This is a genomic window from Anoxynatronum buryatiense, assembly GCF_900182905.1.
GTDB lineage: Bacteria > Bacillota > Clostridia > Peptostreptococcales > Tindalliaceae > Anoxynatronum > Anoxynatronum buryatiense.
Genome location: NZ_FXUF01000003.1, coordinates 169,547 through 186,676 on the forward strand (window position 1 = coordinate 169,547; position 17,130 = coordinate 186,676).

Below are 17,130 nucleotides of genomic sequence, written 5' to 3' on the forward strand. Positions count from 1 at the left end.
AATAGCCAGAAAGGGGCCATTTATGAAAATTGAAAAACCAAATTATGAAAATCCTTTAGTGGAACGCTATGCCAGTCGGGAGATGCTAACCGTTTTCTCTGCCGACAATAAGTTTCGAACATGGCGCAAGTTGTGGATTGCATTAGCAAAAGCAGAACAATCACTTGGGTTGCCCATAGATGATGAACAGATTATAGAAATGGAAATGCATCAGGATAATATTAACTATGAGATTGCAAAAGAAAAGGAAAAAGAAATTCGACATGATGTGATGGCTCATGTCTTTGCTTTCGGGCAACAATGCCCTAAAGCAATGCCTATCATTCATTTAGGCGCCACCAGTGCTTATGTTGGTGATAATACTGATTTAATCCAAATCAAAGAGGCGTTGATGGTGCTTTCAGAAAAAATGTTGCGATTAATGGATGCCATGTCGCGTTTTTGCCTGCAGTATAAAAATCTGCCGACACTTGGCTTTACGCACTTTCAACCTGCACAGTTGACAACGGTTGGTAAACGGGGGTGCCTTTGGCTTTATGATCTGTTAATGGATTTTGAGAATTTGCAACATCAACTTCATCGTCTCAAATTTAGAGGCGTCAAGGGCACAACGGGAACACAGGCCAGCTTTCTGAAACTCTTTGAAGGAGATCACGAAAGAGTGGAACTACTGGATAAAAAAGTTGCTGAAATAATGGGGTTTAACGACCGCATACCTGTTACAGGACAGACATATACACGTAAAATTGACTTTGAGGTACTTTCAGTTCTTAGTGGAATTGCCCAGTCCCTGCACAAAACCACTAATGATCTGCGATTATTACAACATTTAAAAGAAATTGAAGAACCTTTTGAAGCCGGTCAGGTGGGCTCTTCAGCAATGGCCTATAAGCGCAACCCCATGCGTTCAGAAAGAATTGCTTCTCTATGTCGCTGGGTAATTGCCCTGCAGCAAAATGCTGCCATGACACAGGCAACCCAATGGTTTGAACGGACACTGGATGACTCGGCCAACCGCAGGTTAACCATACCAGAGTCTTTCCTTGCGATTGATGCAGTTCTGGATATTGCCTTGAATGTTTTCAGCGGACTGGTTGTTTATGAAAAAATGATCGGAACACATATTGATTTGGAGCTGCCTTTCATGGCGACTGAAAATATCATGATGGCAGCTGTTAAACGCGGGGGCGATCGCCAGCAACTGCATGAGCAAATTCGTTTGCATTCCATGAAAGCGGCTGAAAGAGTTAAAATGGAAGGCAAATCGAATGATCTTATACAGCGCATTTCAGAAGATCCGCTTTTCGGTTTGACGCAAGATGATCTCGCACATATTTTAGAAGCTGAACAGTACGTTGGACGGGCACCAGAACAAACTTCCAAGTTCATCGAAACAGAAATTCTACCCATTTTACAGAAATATCCCTGGACACCTGCATCCAGCGATCTTAACGTATAATACAGGAGGGACAAGAAATGATAAGAGCAACCATTGAAAATATTAATGTTTATGAAGGTCAGGTAGTCACTTTATCCGGATGGCTTTACAACAAACGATCCAGCGGCAAAATCATTTTTCTCCAGATTCGTGACGGATCCGGTTTCATTCAAGGTGTTGTTGTTAAGAAAGAGGTGTCGGAAGCTGTTTTTGAAACTTGCAAGAGCCTTCCTCAAGAATCTTCCTTTCATGTCACAGGAATGGTGCAACGTGATGAACGATCTGCGCTGGGATATGAACTGCTGGTCAGAGAAGTCGAAGTAGTCTGTCGAGCCGAAGAAGGATATCCGATTTCATTAAAGGAACATGGTACAGACTTTCTCATGGATTATCGACATTTGTGGATGCGGACACCGCGGCAACATGCCATTCTTCGTATACGGGATGAGATTAACCTGGGACTCCGGGAATTTTTTCACGAAGAAGGATTCGTGCTGGTGGAGCCACCTATCATTACACCTGCCAGTTGCGAAGGAACCACAGAACTTTTTGAAATAGACTACTTTGGTGAAAACGCCTACTTGTCACAAACGGGCCAGCTTTATGCTGAAGCAGCAGCGATGGCCTTCGGGAAAGTATATAGTTTTGGGCCAACTTTTAGAGCTGAGAAGTCCAAAACCAGGAAACATCTGAATGAGTTTTGGATGATAGAACCAGAAATGGCATTTGTTGATTTTGAAGGAAATTTGAAGGTGCAGGAAGAAATGGTTAGTTATGTGATTAAACGGGTTTTGCAGCGGCGCCGAAGGGAATTAGAGCTATTGGGGCGCGATGTAACTGCTCTTGAAAAAATTGAACCACCTTTTCCCCGCATTACCTATACTGAAGCAGTTGAAATGCTGAAAAATGCAGGTTTTGAGTTTGAATGGGGAGATGATTTTGGAGCACCTCATGAAACACATATTGCCGATCAGTATGAAAAACCAGTTTTCATTACCCATTTTCCAACGTCGATGAAAGCTTTCTACATGCAGCCTGATCCAACAAATCCTGAAGTGATTCTGGGAGCCGACCTCATTGCTCCAGAAGGATACGGCGAAATAATTGGAGGATCACAACGGATTCATGATTTGGAGCTACTGCTTGAAAAGCTTCGGGCAGAAAACCTTCCCGAAGAAGTATACCAATGGTACATTGAGCTTAGGAAATTCGGTTCAGTTCCTCATTCCGGTTTTGGCTTGGGACTTGAAAGAACTGTTGCCTGGATCTGTGGAATCGATCATATTCGCCAAACGATCCCCTTTGCCCGTACGCTAAACCGTGTTTATCCGTAGGGAGCGTTGAAAGAATGAAAATGCGTTTACAAAAATATTTGTCAATGAACGGCATAGCCTCAAGAAGACAGTGTGAAACTGAAATAGCTGCCGGGCACGTGTCCGTCAATGGTAATGTGATCACTGAAATGGGGTACCAAATTGACTCGGACACAGATCGAGTGACATACCGGGGAAAAAACGTACTTCCATCACAACAAAAATCGACGATTCTACTTCATAAACCGATTGGGGTTGTTTCGACGGTAAAAGATCAGTTTGGAAGAACAACAGTAATTGACCTGGTGAAAGTGAGTGAACGTCTGTATCCAGTCGGCAGACTGGATTACCTGACATCTGGTCTTTTGCTCCTTACAAGTGACGGTGACGTAGCATTGCGGTTGACGCATCCCAGGTATCAAACAAAGAAAGTTTATCACGCATGGCTTCAGGGAGTTATCACAGAAGATGCGATGCACCAGTTTCGAAGCGGTGTTAGCATTGAGGAGTATGTGACTGCACCAGCCGAAATTAACATATTGAAAAAAAAGCCAAACAAGTGCCAGGTTGAGATCGTCCTAAGAGAAGGAAAGAACCGCCAGGTGAGAAAAATGTGTGATTTTTTGGGGTATCCGGTCAGCCAGCTTAAACGAGTAGGTGTTGGTTCTTTAACATTAGGTGACTTAAAGCCGGGAGAATGGCGGTACCTAAGTGTTAAAGAAGTAAATCAGTTAATGAATCCGGATCAATCCTGATTGTAATCACAGTTTGAAACAAGTGTTATCGAAAATCTTTCTTTTGGCAGGTGAAAAGAATGATCGAAGTAAGAGAAATGAAAAAAGGTGAAGATTCCAAACTAATGAATTTTCTGCAGAATCAGGTGGAGGAATGCCTTTCTTTCAATGTGGGTGATCGGTTTTTTTTATTCCTGGACAATGATCATCTGAAGGGTTTTTTGGCAATCAGGAAAGTAGGTGAGCAGATTTATCAACTACTATATCTCGAAACAGCAGGCCAGGACCCAGCAATTCAGGACGGTTTGATGCGAACCACTCTTAATGCGCTTTATCGCAAATCTGTGGAATGGGTCATTGCAGACAGAAGTTTTCATGAAAAACTCATCGTATTACAAGATGCATTTATACCTACTGATCAGGTACCAATAGTTACTATAGATTTTCAGGATTCGTTCACCAATTTACACAATCAGAATATGTTGGCGGCAAAGCCTGCTGTCATTTTCGAAGGAACTTGCAGAGGAGGTTCTTGATTAAATGTCGGCTGATATTTTTCAAGATTTGCAAGATAAAAATAAAAAAACACAGGATCAGTGTTCCATTCACAAATATGCTGCCCTTGCACAAGAATTATTGGAAAAACGACTAAAACGTGGGGATCATGTGATAGATGGCACCATGGGAAATGGGCTGGACACATGTTTCTTATGGAGGCAAGTTTGTCCTGGTGGACAGGTGTATGCGTTTGATGTTCAATTAGCTGCTATCGAAAAAACCAGGAAGCATCTGAGCGAAGCAGGTTACTTACGGCAACATGAAGAAATTTCACTCATCAACGACTGTCATAGCCGTCTTGCTCATTACCTACCCAGAACAGTAAATGCCGCCATGTTTAATCTGGGATATTTGCCTGGAGGTACAAAAGACACCACCACTTCTTGGAACAGCCTGCAACCAGCATTACAATCTCTAATAAGGGGAGGGCTGATTGAAAGTAGTGGTCTGATCTCCATTATGTCATACAGTGGCCATATGGGTGGAGCCGAGGAACGACAAAAATTGCTTGAGTATGTCAGACACTTAGAGGAACCGGAGTGGCACGTAACTGAAATTACTAAAATCAACGCTGGCAGGAGTCAGTCCCCAATTTTAATAATCATTCAACGGAACTAATAATACTCATTGCCGAAATCTGGCTCATCCAGTATAATAAGATTTAAATTACCTTGATTCATTAGTGGATAAAAACAGTAGCGGAAAAAAGAAGGAGGCACAACAATGGGACAGGTAAAACTAACAGATACAACCTATCGGGACGCCCACCAGTCATTAATGGCCACCCGAATGCCAACAGACGTGATGCTGCCCATCGCAGAAAAAATGGACGCAGCCGGCTACCACTCCCTTGAAATGTGGGGCGGAGCCACCTTTGATTCCTGCCTGCGTTACCTGAACGAAGACCCCTGGGAACGGTTGCGCATCATCCGAAAAGCCATTAAAAACACCAAGCTGCAAATGCTGCTGCGAGGTCAGAACATTCTGGGATACAAACACTATGCCGACGACGTGGTGGAAGAGTTTGTCAAACGGGCCATCGGGAACGGCATCGACATCATCCGCGTTTTCGACGCCCTCAACGACGTGCGCAATCTGGAAACCGCCGTCAAAGCCATCAACAAAGAAGGCGGCCACGCCCAGTGCTGTATCTCCTACACCATCAGCCCCGTGCACAACACCACCTACTATCTGGAACAGGCCAAAGCCATGGCCCAGATGGGGGCCGATTCCATCTGCATCAAAGACATGTCCGGCATCCTGCCCCCCTACGTCGCCTATGAACTGGTGTCAGCCCTGAAAAAGACCGTTGACCTGCCCATCCAGGTACACACCCACGACACCTGCGGCCTGGGAAGCATGACCTACATCAAAGCCATCGAAGCCGGCGCCGACATCGTCGACACCGCCATCTCCCCCATGGCTCTGGGAACCTCCCAGCCCGCCGCCGAACCCCTGGTGGCCGCCCTGCAGGGCACCCAGTACGACACCCACATGGACCTGGTACACCTGGACGAAATCGCCCAGTACTTCCGGCCCCTGCGGGAAAAATACTTCAATGAAGGCCTCATCGACCTGAAAGTCATGAGCGTGGACACCCGCACCCTCATCAACCAAATCCCCGGCGGCATGCTGTCCAACTTCATCTCCCAGCTGAAAGAACAGAAGAAGATGGAAAAAATGGACGAAGTACTGGCAGAAGTGCCTCGGGTCAGAGAAGAACTGGGCTATCCACCCCTGGTCACCCCCACCAGCCAAATCGTGGGCACCCAGGCCCTCTTTAACGTACTGGCCGGCGAACGGTATAAAATGGTACCCAAAGAAGTCAAAGACTACGTCAAAGGCCTCTACGGAAAACCCGCCAAAGAAATCGACCCCGCCATGATCCAAAAGATCATTGGCAGCGAAGCCGTTATCACCCACCGGCCCGCAGACGACATCCCGCCACAGCTGGCAAAAATACGGGAAGAAATGAAAGAATACGAAGAGCAGCCTGAAGACGTGCTCTCTTATGCCCTCTTCCCCCAGATTGCCATGAACTTCTTCAAAGACCGCTGGTCGAAGAAGTATCAGATTGAAACCACCCTCTACAATGAAGAAGAGAAGACGCATCCAGTGTAAGGCATGGTGGTGACATCACGCTTATGGAGTGGTTCAGATTAAAGGAGCGGATACGATGCACATTCTCATCACCAATGATGACGGAATCTATGCTGAGGGTATCTACGCTTTGGCGATGGAGCTGAAGAAAATGGCTCGGGTAACAGTGGCTGCACCCAACCGGGAAAAAAGCGCCACTGGACATGCCATTACGATGCATTCACCCATTACCGTCAAAAACATCAGCCGATTTGGGAAAGATGTGAAAGCCTTTTCCATTAACGGAACGCCGGCTGATTGTATCAAACTGTCAATGGATGTTTTATTGAAAGAAGATCTGCCTCATTTGGTTGTTTCAGGCATCAACAACGGGCCTAACCTGGGAACAGATGTCATATATTCCGGAACCGTTTCAGGGGCTATTGAAGCAGCTATTATGGGATTACCGGCTATCGCCGTTTCCATGGCGCATCATCAGATTTTACAGTTTGATGATGCCGCAACTTTTATAAGAGATATGGTTCCGCGAGTGCTGACACCAAAGCAACAGTCACCAATCATTTATAATGTTAACTATCCGGTATGTGATAAAACTTTTATTAAGGGGGTTAAAGTCACCCGCCTCGGGATACGACGGTATGTCAATAACTTTGTACACCGTACAGATCCCCGTGGTAATTCTTATTACTGGATGGCGGGTGAGCTAATGGATTTACCACAGCAATCAGACAGTGATATGACAGCTGTCAAGAATCATTATGTCTCTATCACACCGCTGCATTATGATATGACAGATATATCATTAATTCCGGATATGGAGAAATGGGATTTAAAAATAAAATAACATGAGTGAAAAACGGTCTATAGCAGGCCGTTTTTTTAAATGTATAAAAATATGTCCTCCAATTTTCGGATAATCATGAGGATTATTTTTTTGCTATGGTGACAGCTCACCATACTTTCTGAAAGCCTGCCGTATTTTAACATCACTGTAATCATACTGGCAGCACATCTTGTTTGCAAGATTCACATCCCATCGATGCATGAGTGAATAAGAAAACGTTTGCTTTAGTAGCTGTAAAGATTGAAAAATCACAATAGTAATATTGACACATAATTAACAAGTCTGCGCGAATCATCAACTTTCTGCAAATCATGAAATTATAATTGCATAAAAAGAAAAACATCGCGCAAAATGAAATATTTATTGCATTTTGCGCGATGTTTTGCTATGCTTAGTGATAGGTGATCCCGTCAAAACGATCTGAATAGCACCCGCAAGTAGCAAGAACCATAGTGAATGAAAATGTGAAAGGGATGAGATGATGGTTAAAGAGCGAAAAAAAAAGCAACTGAAGACAATTACCTCATGGTGTAAGGGGTGTGGCATATGTGTGGCCTTCTGCCCTGTTAAGATTTTAGCGATCGAGAATGATAAAGTTCAAATTGTTAATCCTGAAAAATGTACCAGTTGTGGGTTGTGTGAAATGCGCTGTCCCGATTTTGCCATTTATCTGGAAGAACAGGAGGATGAAACAAATGGGTGAGAGAGTCGTCAAATTAATGCAGGGAAATGAGGCCTGTGTAGAAGGGGCAATTGCTGCCGGCATGCGGTTTTATGCCGGTTATCCCATTACACCATCAACAGAAATTGCTGAACTTTGTGCAGAGAAGCTTCCCGTACTGGGAGGAAAGTTTATACAAATGGAAGATGAAATTGCCGGTATGGCAGCCACTATAGGTGGGTCGCTGGCGGGATTAAAATCGATGACCGCAACCAGTGGACCTGGTTTTTCTCTTAAACAGGAAAATATAGGCTATGCTGCGATGGCACAAATTCCGTGTGTCGTTATTGATGTTATGCGCGCGGGACCGAGCACTGGTCTTCCAACGGCGCCATCCCAGGGAGATGTGATGCAAGCAAAATGGGGAACTCACGGAGACCATCCCACAATTGCATTATGTCCTTCATCTGTGAGAGAAGCCTATGACTTGACAATCCGTTGCTTTAACTTGGCTGAGAAGTATCGCACACCGGTATTTCTGATGATGGATGAAATTATTGGACACTTGCGTGAAAGAATTGAAATACCCAATTCTGATGAATATGAAATATTTGATCGCTTAAAGCCAAAGGCCAATGATCCCAACTACAAAGCCTATGAGGTTCAACGCGGAGAAATTGTACCACGCATGGCTGCATTTGGTGATGGCTATCCTTTTCATGTGACTGGCCTGGTATACGATGAGTATGGGTTCCCAAAAACAGACACTGATGTGGCCGAAAAACTGTTGTGCCACTTAATGAATAAAGTCTCAGACAATGCTGATGACATTATTACCTATGAAGAGTTTGAAACAGATGATGCTGAGCTGGTTATTATTGCTTATGGCGGTGTTGCCAGAGCTGCTCGTCAGGCGGTAAAAGAATGCAGAAAAGCTGGAATGAAAGTTGGCTTGTTCCGCCCCATAACCCTTTGGCCTTTTCCAGAAAAACGCATTCATACTCTGACACAAAAAACCAAAAAGATACTGGTAGCTGAAATGAATCTGGGACAGTATGTGATTCCAGTGCATCGAGTTAAAATGCCAGATTCAAAAGTATTCCAGTACGGAAAAGTGAACGGGGAAGCCATTACGCCCGAAGAAATAATCGCTAAAGTAAAGGAGGCATATTAAGATGAGTCAGGGAAGCCAATTGATCCAAGATAATTTCAGAAGTCATCGACTGCCACATATATGGTGTCCCGGCTGTGGCCACGGGGTGATTATGCGAGGCGTAGCACAGGCAATCGAAAATTTGAAGCTGGATAAAACAAAGGTGTGTGTGGTTTCGGGAATCGGTTGTTCTTCACGGGCTACCGGATATATGAACTTCAATACATTGCATACAACTCACGGCAGAGCACTTGCTTTTGCCACTGGCGTTAAGCTGGCCCGACCTGAACTCGAAGTGATTGTCATCACTGGTGATGGCGACTGCACAGCCATTGGGGGTAATCATTTGATACACAGTGCGCGCCGAAATATTGATATCACCACAATAGTATTTAACAATAAGATTTATGGAATGACAGGCGGGCAGTCATCACCTGCCACACCTTATCATGAGAAAGGGACAACAGCTCCCTACGGAACCATTGATCCTGACTTTGATATTTGCAAACTGTCAACAGGTGCGGGTGCGACTTATGTGGCTCGGTCCACAGCCTATCACGTGCCTCAGCTCATCAAATACATTCAAACGGGTATAGCTCATAAAGGCTTTGCGATGATTGAAGCCGTCAGCGGATGTCCAACCTATTACGGTCGGAAAAATAAAAAGGGTAACGCTGTTGATTTAATGAATTATTATAAAGAAAACGCCATTGATATCAAAATGGCCGACAAATTGCCACCCGAAAAGAAAGAAGATAAATTTTTCATTGGCGAATTCACCCGGGAAGAAAAGCCGGAGTATGTTTCAGAATATCAAAAAATCATTGATAATCTGCAAAAGGAGCTGACGGATCATGAGTGAGAAAATTGAAGTCAGATTGGGAGGATCCGGTGGACAAGGGCTCATTCTGGCAGGCATTATTCTGGCAGAAGCTGCTATTTTGGAAGGCAAGAATGCCATTCAGGCCCAGTCATATGGTCCCGAAGCCAGAGGCGGAGCCAGTAAAGCGGAAGTGATTATCAGCGACGGTGAAATTGACTTTCCAAAAGTTCAGAATGCCGATGTTTTGCTGGCGCTAACCCAAAAGGCCTGTGACAAGTACCTGTCGTCGCTCAAAATGAATGGGCTATTGATTTTGGATGATTCCATTGATATCAGTCCAACTACCTTTGAAAACTTTCAAGTTGTCAGAATCCCAATCATTCAAACCGCAACAGAAAAGCTGAAGCGTGTGATGGTGGCAAATATCGTGGCATTGGCTGCCATTCGTGAGCTTACCCAGGCTGTGACGAGGGAATCTCTGGAGGCTGCGGTACTCAAACGTGTTCCGCCAGGCACAGAAACCTTGAATCGACAGGCTTTGCAAGAGGGTTACCAACTGATTCAGTTGATCAGTGACCCAACACATTAACCGTTAATATCCAAGGGTTGGCTATTTAAGAATGGCTGTACCCAAATGTAAATATGTTGTATAATCATAAAGACGGAAACGTTTTCAGCATGGATAGAGGAACCGGTGCAGGTCTGATCAAGCACATCAACCAGATGCATTATCTGACGACGGAGGTGAACCAATGGATGACCAGCATGATTTGATTCTCAGCATCCAGAAACAATTCCCAAAGCTGAGCAAGGGACAGAAACGCATTGCACAATTTATCATTGATCACTATGACAAAGCGGCATTTATGACAGCATCAAAGCTGGGATCTCAAACAAATGTGAGTGAGTCGACGGTTGTTCGATTTGCCAACAGTCTTGGGTTTGAGGGATATCCGCAGTTGCAAAGATCACTGCAGGATATAATTAAAACCAAACTTACAACAGTTCAGCGGGTGGAAATGGGTAAAGACTACTCCAGTGATATGGAAGTGGTCGAAAAAATCATGAAGTCAGATATGGAGAATGTTCGACAGACCATAGAAGGTATTAATTATAATAATATTGAAAATGTCATTGATGAAATGATGAAGGCAGAGCGAATTTATATTATTGGTCTTCGGAGTTCAAAATCACTGGCGGATTTTCTGGGGTTTTATTTGAGTTTGATTCTGGGAAATGTCAGCATGGTTGGATTTGGGATAAGTGACATCTACGAGCAAATGTTACGCATCTCCGAAAAAGATCTGTTGATCAGTCTTTCTTTTCCCCGCTATTCAAGTCGAACCATTGAAGTGACAAGGTACGCGAAAGAACAGGGCGCTAAAGTGGTTGCGATTACAGACAGTGCTATTTCCCCCATTGCAGGTTTGGCCGATCATTATCTAACGGCCAAAAGCAGCATGGCTTCATTTGTGGACTCGCTGGTGGCTCCCTTGAGTTTATTGAATGCCATTATTGTTGCCATTGGAATGCGGGAAAAACGTGATATTACTGAATATTTCAATAAACTGGAGACCATCTGGGAAAAATACAATATATACGATGGGCGAGATAAGTAACCTCTACGTAAGTTGAAAATCTTCTTCCAAGCCACAGTGTTCTTGGCTGTTTTCGAAATGCAATCTTTGTCGGTTGCATTTCTTTATGTTATACGGATGAAATCTCATGATATGTGACTGCCCTTGTGAAAGTGAATCTTTTCATGTATAATCGTTGTAGCACAAAGCAGGCGAGTCGTTTTTCCAAGGAAGGTGATGGAATGAATCTGATGTCCCTCAGGGGAGCGATAACTGTTGAAGAGGATCAGGCAGAATTCATCGATATGGCTATGATGGAACTGATGAACACATTAATCCAGCAAAATCAGTTGAATGAAGATCAGGTTGTCAATTTGATTGTTAGCGCAACATCTGATTTGGTCTCCAGGTATCCTTCTGTTGTCGTTCGTGAACAACTTGGGTGGAATGATACGGCGATACTGAATGTGGAAGAAAAAGTAGTGATCGGCCAATTGCCACGATGTATCCGTGTGTTGTTGACCATTCAGACCCCTCTTACTAAATCTGAGCTGGTTCACGTGTATTTAAGAGAAGCCGTTAAGCTGAGGCCTGACTGGCAATGATTTTATAGGTTTCAAGAATAGGAGAGAGACGTCTTGGAAGTCATTTTAGCAAACCATTCTGGTTTCTGTTTTGGTGTTGAAAAAGCAGTTCGCCGAACGACAGAAGAAGTCAATTCAATCGAAGCAGGTGTGCATCCAGTATGCTCCCTGGGTCCTGTGATTCATAACCAGCAAGTTGTCGAGTCTCTTGAAAAAAAAGGACTCAACACTATCAATGATGTCAGTGAAGCCTCAGAAGGAACTGTCATTATCCGTTCCCATGGTGTTGCGAAAGATGTATATGATGTTTTGGAGGCAAAAGGACTGCGTGTTGTTGACACTACTTGTCCTTTTGTGAAAAAGATACAGACGATTGTTCAGGCGCGTCACCAGTTGGGTGAAACAGTGATTATAGTGGGCAATTCGGAACACCCTGAAGTTATTGGAATCAATGGCTGGTGCCAAAATAGAGGTATTATTATTTCTGATGAAAATGACTTGAAAAAGGTACCGGCAGAAGGACCGCTCTGTGTGGTTGCTCAAACAACGTTACCGGTTCAATTGTTTGAAAAAATCGCTTCAAAACTTACTGAGTTGAATCCACAAACATACGTTCATCACACGATTTGCCTGGCAACACAAGATCGGCAACGTGCGGCTGCGGAACTGGCGGTACTAGTCTCGGCGATGGTGGTTGTGGGAGGCAGACACAGTTCTAATACTCGCAAGTTATATGAAGTGTGTCAGAATTTTTTGCCAGAAAGCACCTATCTGGTGGAAACTCAAACAGATCTTCCAATTGGTAAATTAATTGATGCAGAAAAAATAGGGTTAACCGCAGGAGCATCTACACCGGGTGATGAAATTCAATCTATTTATGATACTTTGTGCGGATTAAAAAAAGACCAAATTTACCAAATTGCCATTGATGGACCTGCAGGAGCAGGGAAAAGCACGATTGCAAAACTATTGGCATCAAAACTGGCATTTACATATATTGATACTGGAGCTATGTACCGGGCGATCACCTATAAAATTCTCAAACAGTGTATTCCTCTTAATGATGTACATGCGATGATTGCATTGGCAAAGCAGACAGAGATCACAATAGAAAATGAGCACATTTTTTTAGATCAAGAAGACGTAACTGATCTGATTCGATCTGAAAAAGTGACAAAAGGCGTTTCAACTGTTGCCTCTGTTAAAGAAATCCGCGAAGAAATGGTGCAATTCCAAAAATGCATCTCGCAACATTCACACGTTGTAATGGATGGAAGAGATATTGGAACAGTGGTGCTTACAGAAGCAGACTTAAAGGTTTTTCTAACTGCTTCTGTGGAAGAAAGAGCTCGCAGGCGTTTTGAAGAACTGCGTGAGCAACAGCCAGACGTACAACTGAAAGCCATTGAAGAACAAATAAAACAAAGGGATTATGTTGATGAAAATCGGGAACACGATCCGTTAACTCCGGCAAATGATGCCGTTCATATAGATTCGACCAGTCTTTCTATTCATGAGGTGGTGGAAAATATCACTCAACTCTTTTGTGAAAAAATTAAAAAGGAATCCGTGGAGAAATTAGTCGACGGGAGATAATAAAATAATTTGATTTTTTTACAAAGAATAGAAGGAATCTGGTGTTTTTTGTCGAATAGACAATGGAATCATTATGCTACACCTGAAACTATTCAACCATAGGGGGTAATTGAATGAGCACCAACAACGATCAAAATAACGAAATGAATCACCTGATGGAAGAAATTGAAAAAACCATGGTTCGCCTGCACAGCGGCGACATTGTAAAGGGCCATGTGATTAGTGTAACCCGGGATGAAGTTACTGTTAACCTGGGCTATAAATCAGACGGTATCATTCCACGTGATGAAGTTGCCGGTGAAATTGCTTCTGACCTTCCTGCCCATTTTTCGGTGGGAGATGAAATCGAAGTATGTGTGGTCCAGGTTGATGATGGTGATGGCAATGTACTGCTTTCCCGCAAAAAAGTGGATGCAATGAATGAATGGGTTGAGTTGTCAGATGCGAAAGAAAAAGAAGAAACCATCGATGTAACTATGAAAGAAGTTGTTCGTGGCGGAATGATTGCGTACTATAAAAATGTGAAATGTTTTATTCCGGCTAGTCAATTATCTGATCGATATGTGGATGATCTGAATGTATTTGTGGGCCAGCAGTCAAAAGTACGAATTCTTGAAATGGATCGCAGAAGAAGCAAGGTAATTCTTTCGCGCAAAGTAGTAATCCAAGAAGAAAAAGAGCAAAAAAAGAAGGAGCTCTTGATAACACTCCAAAAGGGTCAAGTTGTCGAAGGCCAGGTAAAACAAATTACTAACTTTGGTGCCTTTGTTGATATTGGAGGTATTGACGGACTTATTCATATCTCTGAGTTATCATGGGGACGTGTTAAACACCCTTCAGATGTTCTCTCAATTGGTCAACAAGTTGACGTCGAGGTATTGGATTTCGAAGAAAGCAGCGAACGTATTTCACTAAGCCTCAAATCAACTCAACCTGAGCCTTGGAAAGTGGCGGGTGATAAGTATCAGATTGGTGAAGTCATTGAAGGCGTCGTCGTCCGTCTTGTTGATTTTGGTGCTTTCGTGGAAATCGAACCGGGACTCGATGGTTTGGTGCATATCTCACAAATTAGCGAAGCTCACGTAGCAAAACCATCGGATGTATTACAGAAAGGTCAAAAAGTACAAGTTAAAATACTCGATGTTAACGTGACCGACCAGCGAATGAGCCTGAGCATGGCCGCTGTGGAAAAAGACAATAAGGCTGACGAAAGCGTCGGTGAAACAGAAGCAGCGGACAACAATGTCTCAGAAACTGAAGAACAAGCAGTGACCATTGGCGATGCTGTTGGTGATGTTTTCAAAGAAGAAGCATTAGAAGATACGGATGAAACGGATGCTGTGAACATGGCGGATGATATTTCTGAAACTGTTGAAGAAACCGAAGCTGTTGAAGAAACCGAAGCTGTTGAAGAAACCGAAGAGAGCAAGCCAGAATAATGTTCTGAACGATGCAGTTAAAGGAGCACCGCAATGGAAGGTTATGAACAGTTTAAAGAACAGGTATATCGCTTGACTGGTATTGACTTGTCCAGCTATAAGGAACGGCAGATGAAGCGACGGATTGAATCTTTGATTTCCAGAAACCGGCTGAACTCTTACGATGCTTATCTTAAAGCGTTGCAGAATGATAAACGATTGATGGAAGAATTTATCAATTATTTGACTATCAACGTGTCAGAGTTTCGTAGGAATCCACAACAGTGGGATGTTTTGGAGAAAGAAGTTATCCCGTCACTTATGAAAAGCACCAGAAAGTTAAAAATCTGGAGCGCTGCCTGCTCTACCGGCGAGGAGCCCTATACGCTGGTCATGTTAATGTCCCGTTTTATGCCCTTGACTGAAATTGATATTCTGGCAACAGATATTGATGCAGGGGCGCTTGAAAAAGCTAATAACGGGATCTATAATAGCAAAGCCGTCAAAAATCTGGACCCTGCAGATGTTCAGCAGTTCTTCGACAAAAATGGGGATGCATACCGGATTAAAGACACTGTAAAACGTCAGGTCAATTTCAAAAAACACAATTTGTTAGAGGATGCATATCCTTCGAAGTGTGATTTGATCATTTGCCGCAATGTGATGATCTACTTTACAGAAGAAACCAAAAGTATCATGTATCATAAATTTCATGATGCATTAAAGCCTAAGGCGGTTCTTTTTGTTGGAAGTACCGAGCAGATCATTTTACCAAACCGGTATCACCTGACACCCTTAAAAACTTTTTTTTATCAACGCAGTGATTAGTAGTATCAAAGGTTAGCTTTAAATGAAAAAGCCTGCGTCCTCAGTGTGGAGAGGACACAGGCTTTTTATAATATTATTCTCTATGCAAGGGTATTGCCGGGGTAAGCTTTCAATGCCTTTTGCAAAATATCCATCGCCTTTTCCAAATCATTTTCCTTTAGAATATAGGCAATGCGTGCTTCGTCTCTTCCCAGGCCAGGTGTTGCATAAAAGCCTTCTGCGGGGGCCAGCATAACAGTTGCACCTTGGTCATCAAAATCATTGAGCATCCAAATGACAAATTTTTCCGCATCATCTACAGGCAGTTTAGCAACTACATAGAAAGCACCAGCAGGTTTCTTGCAAAACACACCGTGAATTTGATTCAGAGATTTAAATACTGAATCGCGGCGTTTTTGATACTCATGGTTAATATCAGTTAGATAAGAGTCAGGTGTTTGATACAGCTTGACAGCCCCTATCTGCTCCAGTGTGGGAACGCATAATCGCCCCTGACAAAGTTTTAAAATCTGTTTTATTAATTCTTTGTTTTTGGATGCCAAGCTTCCGATTCTGGCACCGCAGGCACTGTAGCGCTTTGAAATACTGTCTACAATGATTACCCGATCCTGAATACTTTTTATGTGTCCAAAGCTTGTATAAGCCAACCCATCATATACGAACTCACGATAAACTTCATCTGCAATGATATAAAGACCATACTCTGCAGCTAATTCTGCAAGCATGTGAATTTCATCCCTGGTGTAAACAACTCCGGTGGGATTTCCGGGATTTGAAAGCAGGATCGCTTTTGTTTTGGGATTAATCACTTCTTCAATTGCCTGCTTGGAGGGCAGGTGAAAACCTGTTTCTGCTTGACATGTAATGGGTGATACGCTGACGCTGACCGCAGCACTGAATCCATTATAGTTGGTGTAGAAAGGTTCAGGAATAAGAATTTCATCTCCAGCATCAGCAACAGCGATAATGGCAAACATAATTGCTTCGGAACCGCCGTTGGTGATTAAAACCTCATCATCTTCAAAATAAATGTCATTTTTTTTATAGTAGTCAATGATGGCCTTTATCAGTTCAGGAATTCCCTGGGACAGGGTGTAAGCCAATACCTTTTCATCAAACTGTTTAATGGTATCCATGAAACTGGCAGGTGTTTCGATATCAGGTTGACCAATGTTCAAATGAAACACTTTCTTACCCTTCGCTTTTGCTTGTTGTGCATAAGGCACCAGTTTGCGAATGGGTGATTCCTGCATCCCGGTAATTCTTTTGGAAAACTCCATCTGATTACCTCCTGTCATTTAAATAATTCAATTGATCACCCTGATTATAACACATCCTCTGAAGGGTGTGGGCCTCCGTATTATTTTTTAAAACTTGCATCTATTCAGTTATCTTTGGGATTTGACATCATGTAGACAATATGTCTCCAACCAATTTCACATGATACAGAAAGAAGAAACTTCTTTATCATGATAAGTGTTGAATGTTATTGCAAAAATGATA

The 17,130-nt window shown here is 43.2% G+C and carries 17 protein-coding genes and 1 pseudogene; 17 read left to right on the forward strand and 1 reads right to left on the reverse strand.

What is annotated here, in order from left to right; genetic code table 11:
* The first annotated feature begins 22 nt into the window (after positions 1–22).
* The 17 genes and pseudogenes from purB to QOL74_RS05615 all read left to right on the forward strand — a co-directional run bounded on the left by purB (position 23) and on the right by QOL74_RS05615 (position 15,627).
* Complete coding sequence (gene purB / locus QOL74_RS05540; RefSeq protein WP_283408449.1) at positions 23–1,459, forward strand: adenylosuccinate lyase; 1,437 nt, start codon at positions 23–25, stop codon at positions 1,457–1,459.
* Positions 1,460–1,476: 17 nt separating this feature from the next.
* Positions 1,477–2,772, forward strand: coding sequence for an asparagine--tRNA ligase (gene asnS, locus QOL74_RS05545; protein ID WP_283408450.1), 1,296 nt, complete (start codon positions 1,477–1,479; stop codon positions 2,770–2,772).
* A 14-nt stretch (positions 2,773–2,786) separates the two neighbouring features.
* Complete coding sequence (locus tag QOL74_RS05550) at positions 2,787–3,506, forward strand: pseudouridine synthase (RefSeq protein WP_283408451.1); 720 nt, start codon at positions 2,787–2,789, stop codon at positions 3,504–3,506.
* 59 nt (positions 3,507–3,565) lie between these two features.
* Complete coding sequence (locus tag QOL74_RS05555) at positions 3,566–4,021, forward strand: hypothetical protein (protein ID WP_283408452.1); 456 nt, start codon at positions 3,566–3,568, stop codon at positions 4,019–4,021.
* Between the two features lie 4 nt (positions 4,022–4,025).
* Positions 4,026–4,661: a tRNA 5-(aminomethyl)-2-thiouridylate-methyltransferase MnmM gene (gene mnmM / locus QOL74_RS05560; RefSeq protein WP_283408453.1), complete on the forward strand. Its 636-nt coding sequence runs from the start codon at positions 4,026–4,028 to the stop codon at positions 4,659–4,661.
* Positions 4,662–4,766: 105 nt separating this feature from the next.
* Positions 4,767–6,164, forward strand: coding sequence for an oxaloacetate decarboxylase subunit alpha (locus QOL74_RS05565; RefSeq protein ID WP_283408454.1), 1,398 nt, complete (start codon positions 4,767–4,769; stop codon positions 6,162–6,164).
* 55 nt (positions 6,165–6,219) lie between these two features.
* Positions 6,220–6,987 carry a 5'/3'-nucleotidase SurE gene (gene surE / locus QOL74_RS05570; RefSeq protein WP_283408455.1) on the forward strand — a complete coding sequence of 256 codons (768 nt, stop codon included), beginning with the start codon at positions 6,220–6,222 and terminating at the stop codon, positions 6,985–6,987.
* 478 nt (positions 6,988–7,465) lie between these two features.
* Positions 7,466–7,690 (forward strand): 4Fe-4S dicluster domain-containing protein, encoded by a 225-nt coding sequence (locus QOL74_RS05575; protein ID WP_283408456.1) that lies wholly within the window; start codon positions 7,466–7,468, stop codon positions 7,688–7,690.
* Positions 7,674–8,822, forward strand: a complete 1,149-nt coding sequence (locus QOL74_RS05580; RefSeq protein WP_346771720.1) for a 2-oxoacid:acceptor oxidoreductase subunit alpha — start codon at positions 7,674–7,676, stop codon at positions 8,820–8,822. The genes QOL74_RS05575 and QOL74_RS05580 overlap by 17 nt, the downstream gene beginning before the upstream one ends.
* A gap of 1 nt (position 8,823) precedes the next feature.
* On the forward strand, positions 8,824–9,663 hold the full coding sequence (locus tag QOL74_RS05585; RefSeq protein WP_283408457.1) for a 2-oxoacid:ferredoxin oxidoreductase subunit beta: 840 nt from the start codon (positions 8,824–8,826) through the stop codon (positions 9,661–9,663).
* Positions 9,656–10,213: a 2-oxoacid:acceptor oxidoreductase family protein gene (locus tag QOL74_RS05590; protein WP_283408458.1), complete on the forward strand. Its 558-nt coding sequence runs from the start codon at positions 9,656–9,658 to the stop codon at positions 10,211–10,213. Before QOL74_RS05585 ends, QOL74_RS05590 begins: the two co-directional genes overlap by 8 nt.
* 163 nt (positions 10,214–10,376) lie before the next feature.
* Entirely contained in the window at positions 10,377–11,243 is an 867-nt protein-coding gene (locus QOL74_RS05595; protein WP_283408459.1) for a MurR/RpiR family transcriptional regulator, read from the forward strand.
* Between the two features lie 200 nt (positions 11,244–11,443).
* Positions 11,444–11,806 carry a chorismate mutase gene (aroH, locus tag QOL74_RS05600; RefSeq protein ID WP_283408460.1) on the forward strand — a complete coding sequence of 121 codons (363 nt, stop codon included), beginning with the start codon at positions 11,444–11,446 and terminating at the stop codon, positions 11,804–11,806.
* 33 nt (positions 11,807–11,839) lie between these two features.
* Positions 11,840–12,661: pseudogene (gene ispH, locus QOL74_RS18410) on the forward strand (4-hydroxy-3-methylbut-2-enyl diphosphate reductase); the annotation flags it as partial.
* 9 nt (positions 12,662–12,670) lie between these two features.
* A complete protein-coding gene (gene cmk / locus QOL74_RS18415; RefSeq protein ID WP_346771726.1) occupies positions 12,671–13,381 on the forward strand; it encodes a (d)CMP kinase in 711 nt (236 codons plus the stop codon).
* 113 nt (positions 13,382–13,494) lie between these two features.
* Positions 13,495–14,820 (forward strand): 30S ribosomal protein S1, encoded by a 1,326-nt coding sequence (rpsA, locus tag QOL74_RS05610; RefSeq protein WP_283408462.1) that lies wholly within the window; start codon positions 13,495–13,497, stop codon positions 14,818–14,820.
* Between the two features lie 33 nt (positions 14,821–14,853).
* Positions 14,854–15,627 carry a CheR family methyltransferase gene (locus QOL74_RS05615; RefSeq protein ID WP_283408463.1) on the forward strand — a complete coding sequence of 258 codons (774 nt, stop codon included), beginning with the start codon at positions 14,854–14,856 and terminating at the stop codon, positions 15,625–15,627.
* Positions 15,628–15,707: 80 nt separating this feature from the next.
* Here QOL74_RS05615 and QOL74_RS05620 read toward each other — a convergent pair whose 3' ends face one another.
* Positions 15,708–16,907 carry a pyridoxal phosphate-dependent aminotransferase gene (locus QOL74_RS05620; RefSeq protein ID WP_283408464.1) on the reverse strand — a complete coding sequence of 400 codons (1,200 nt, stop codon included), beginning with the start codon at positions 16,905–16,907 and terminating at the stop codon, positions 15,708–15,710.
* Positions 16,908–17,130: the final 223 nt, after the last annotated feature.

Excerpts from the sequence above, each read along its gene's own strand:
- QOL74_RS05580 (WP_346771720.1), top strand. The coding sequence starts at position 7,674 with ATGAAACAAATGGGTGAGAGAGTCGTCAAATTAATGCAGGGAAATGAG.
- asnS (WP_283408450.1), top strand. The coding sequence starts at position 1,477 with ATGATAAGAGCAACCATTGAAAATATTAATGTTTATGAAGGTCAGGTA.
- QOL74_RS05615 (WP_283408463.1), top strand. The coding sequence starts at position 14,854 with ATGGAAGGTTATGAACAGTTTAAAGAACAGGTATATCGCTTGACTGGT.
- mnmM (WP_283408453.1), top strand. The coding sequence starts at position 4,026 with ATGTCGGCTGATATTTTTCAAGATTTGCAAGATAAAAATAAAAAAACA.
- QOL74_RS05595 (WP_283408459.1), top strand. The coding sequence starts at position 10,377 with ATGGATGACCAGCATGATTTGATTCTCAGCATCCAGAAACAATTCCCA.
- QOL74_RS05590 (WP_283408458.1), top strand. The coding sequence starts at position 9,656 with ATGAGTGAGAAAATTGAAGTCAGATTGGGAGGATCCGGTGGACAAGGG.
- purB (WP_283408449.1), top strand. The coding sequence starts at position 23 with ATGAAAATTGAAAAACCAAATTATGAAAATCCTTTAGTGGAACGCTAT.
- QOL74_RS05585 (WP_283408457.1), top strand. The coding sequence starts at position 8,824 with ATGAGTCAGGGAAGCCAATTGATCCAAGATAATTTCAGAAGTCATCGA.
- aroH (WP_283408460.1), top strand. The coding sequence starts at position 11,444 with ATGAATCTGATGTCCCTCAGGGGAGCGATAACTGTTGAAGAGGATCAG.
- QOL74_RS05565 (WP_283408454.1), top strand. The coding sequence starts at position 4,767 with ATGGGACAGGTAAAACTAACAGATACAACCTATCGGGACGCCCACCAG.
- QOL74_RS05620 (WP_283408464.1), bottom strand. The coding sequence starts at position 16,907 with ATGGAGTTTTCCAAAAGAATTACCGGGATGCAGGAATCACCCATTCGC.
- QOL74_RS05550 (WP_283408451.1), top strand. The coding sequence starts at position 2,787 with ATGAAAATGCGTTTACAAAAATATTTGTCAATGAACGGCATAGCCTCA.
- QOL74_RS05555 (WP_283408452.1), top strand. The coding sequence starts at position 3,566 with ATGATCGAAGTAAGAGAAATGAAAAAAGGTGAAGATTCCAAACTAATG.
- rpsA (WP_283408462.1), top strand. The coding sequence starts at position 13,495 with ATGAGCACCAACAACGATCAAAATAACGAAATGAATCACCTGATGGAA.
- surE (WP_283408455.1), top strand. The coding sequence starts at position 6,220 with ATGCACATTCTCATCACCAATGATGACGGAATCTATGCTGAGGGTATC.
- QOL74_RS05575 (WP_283408456.1), top strand. The coding sequence starts at position 7,466 with ATGATGGTTAAAGAGCGAAAAAAAAAGCAACTGAAGACAATTACCTCA.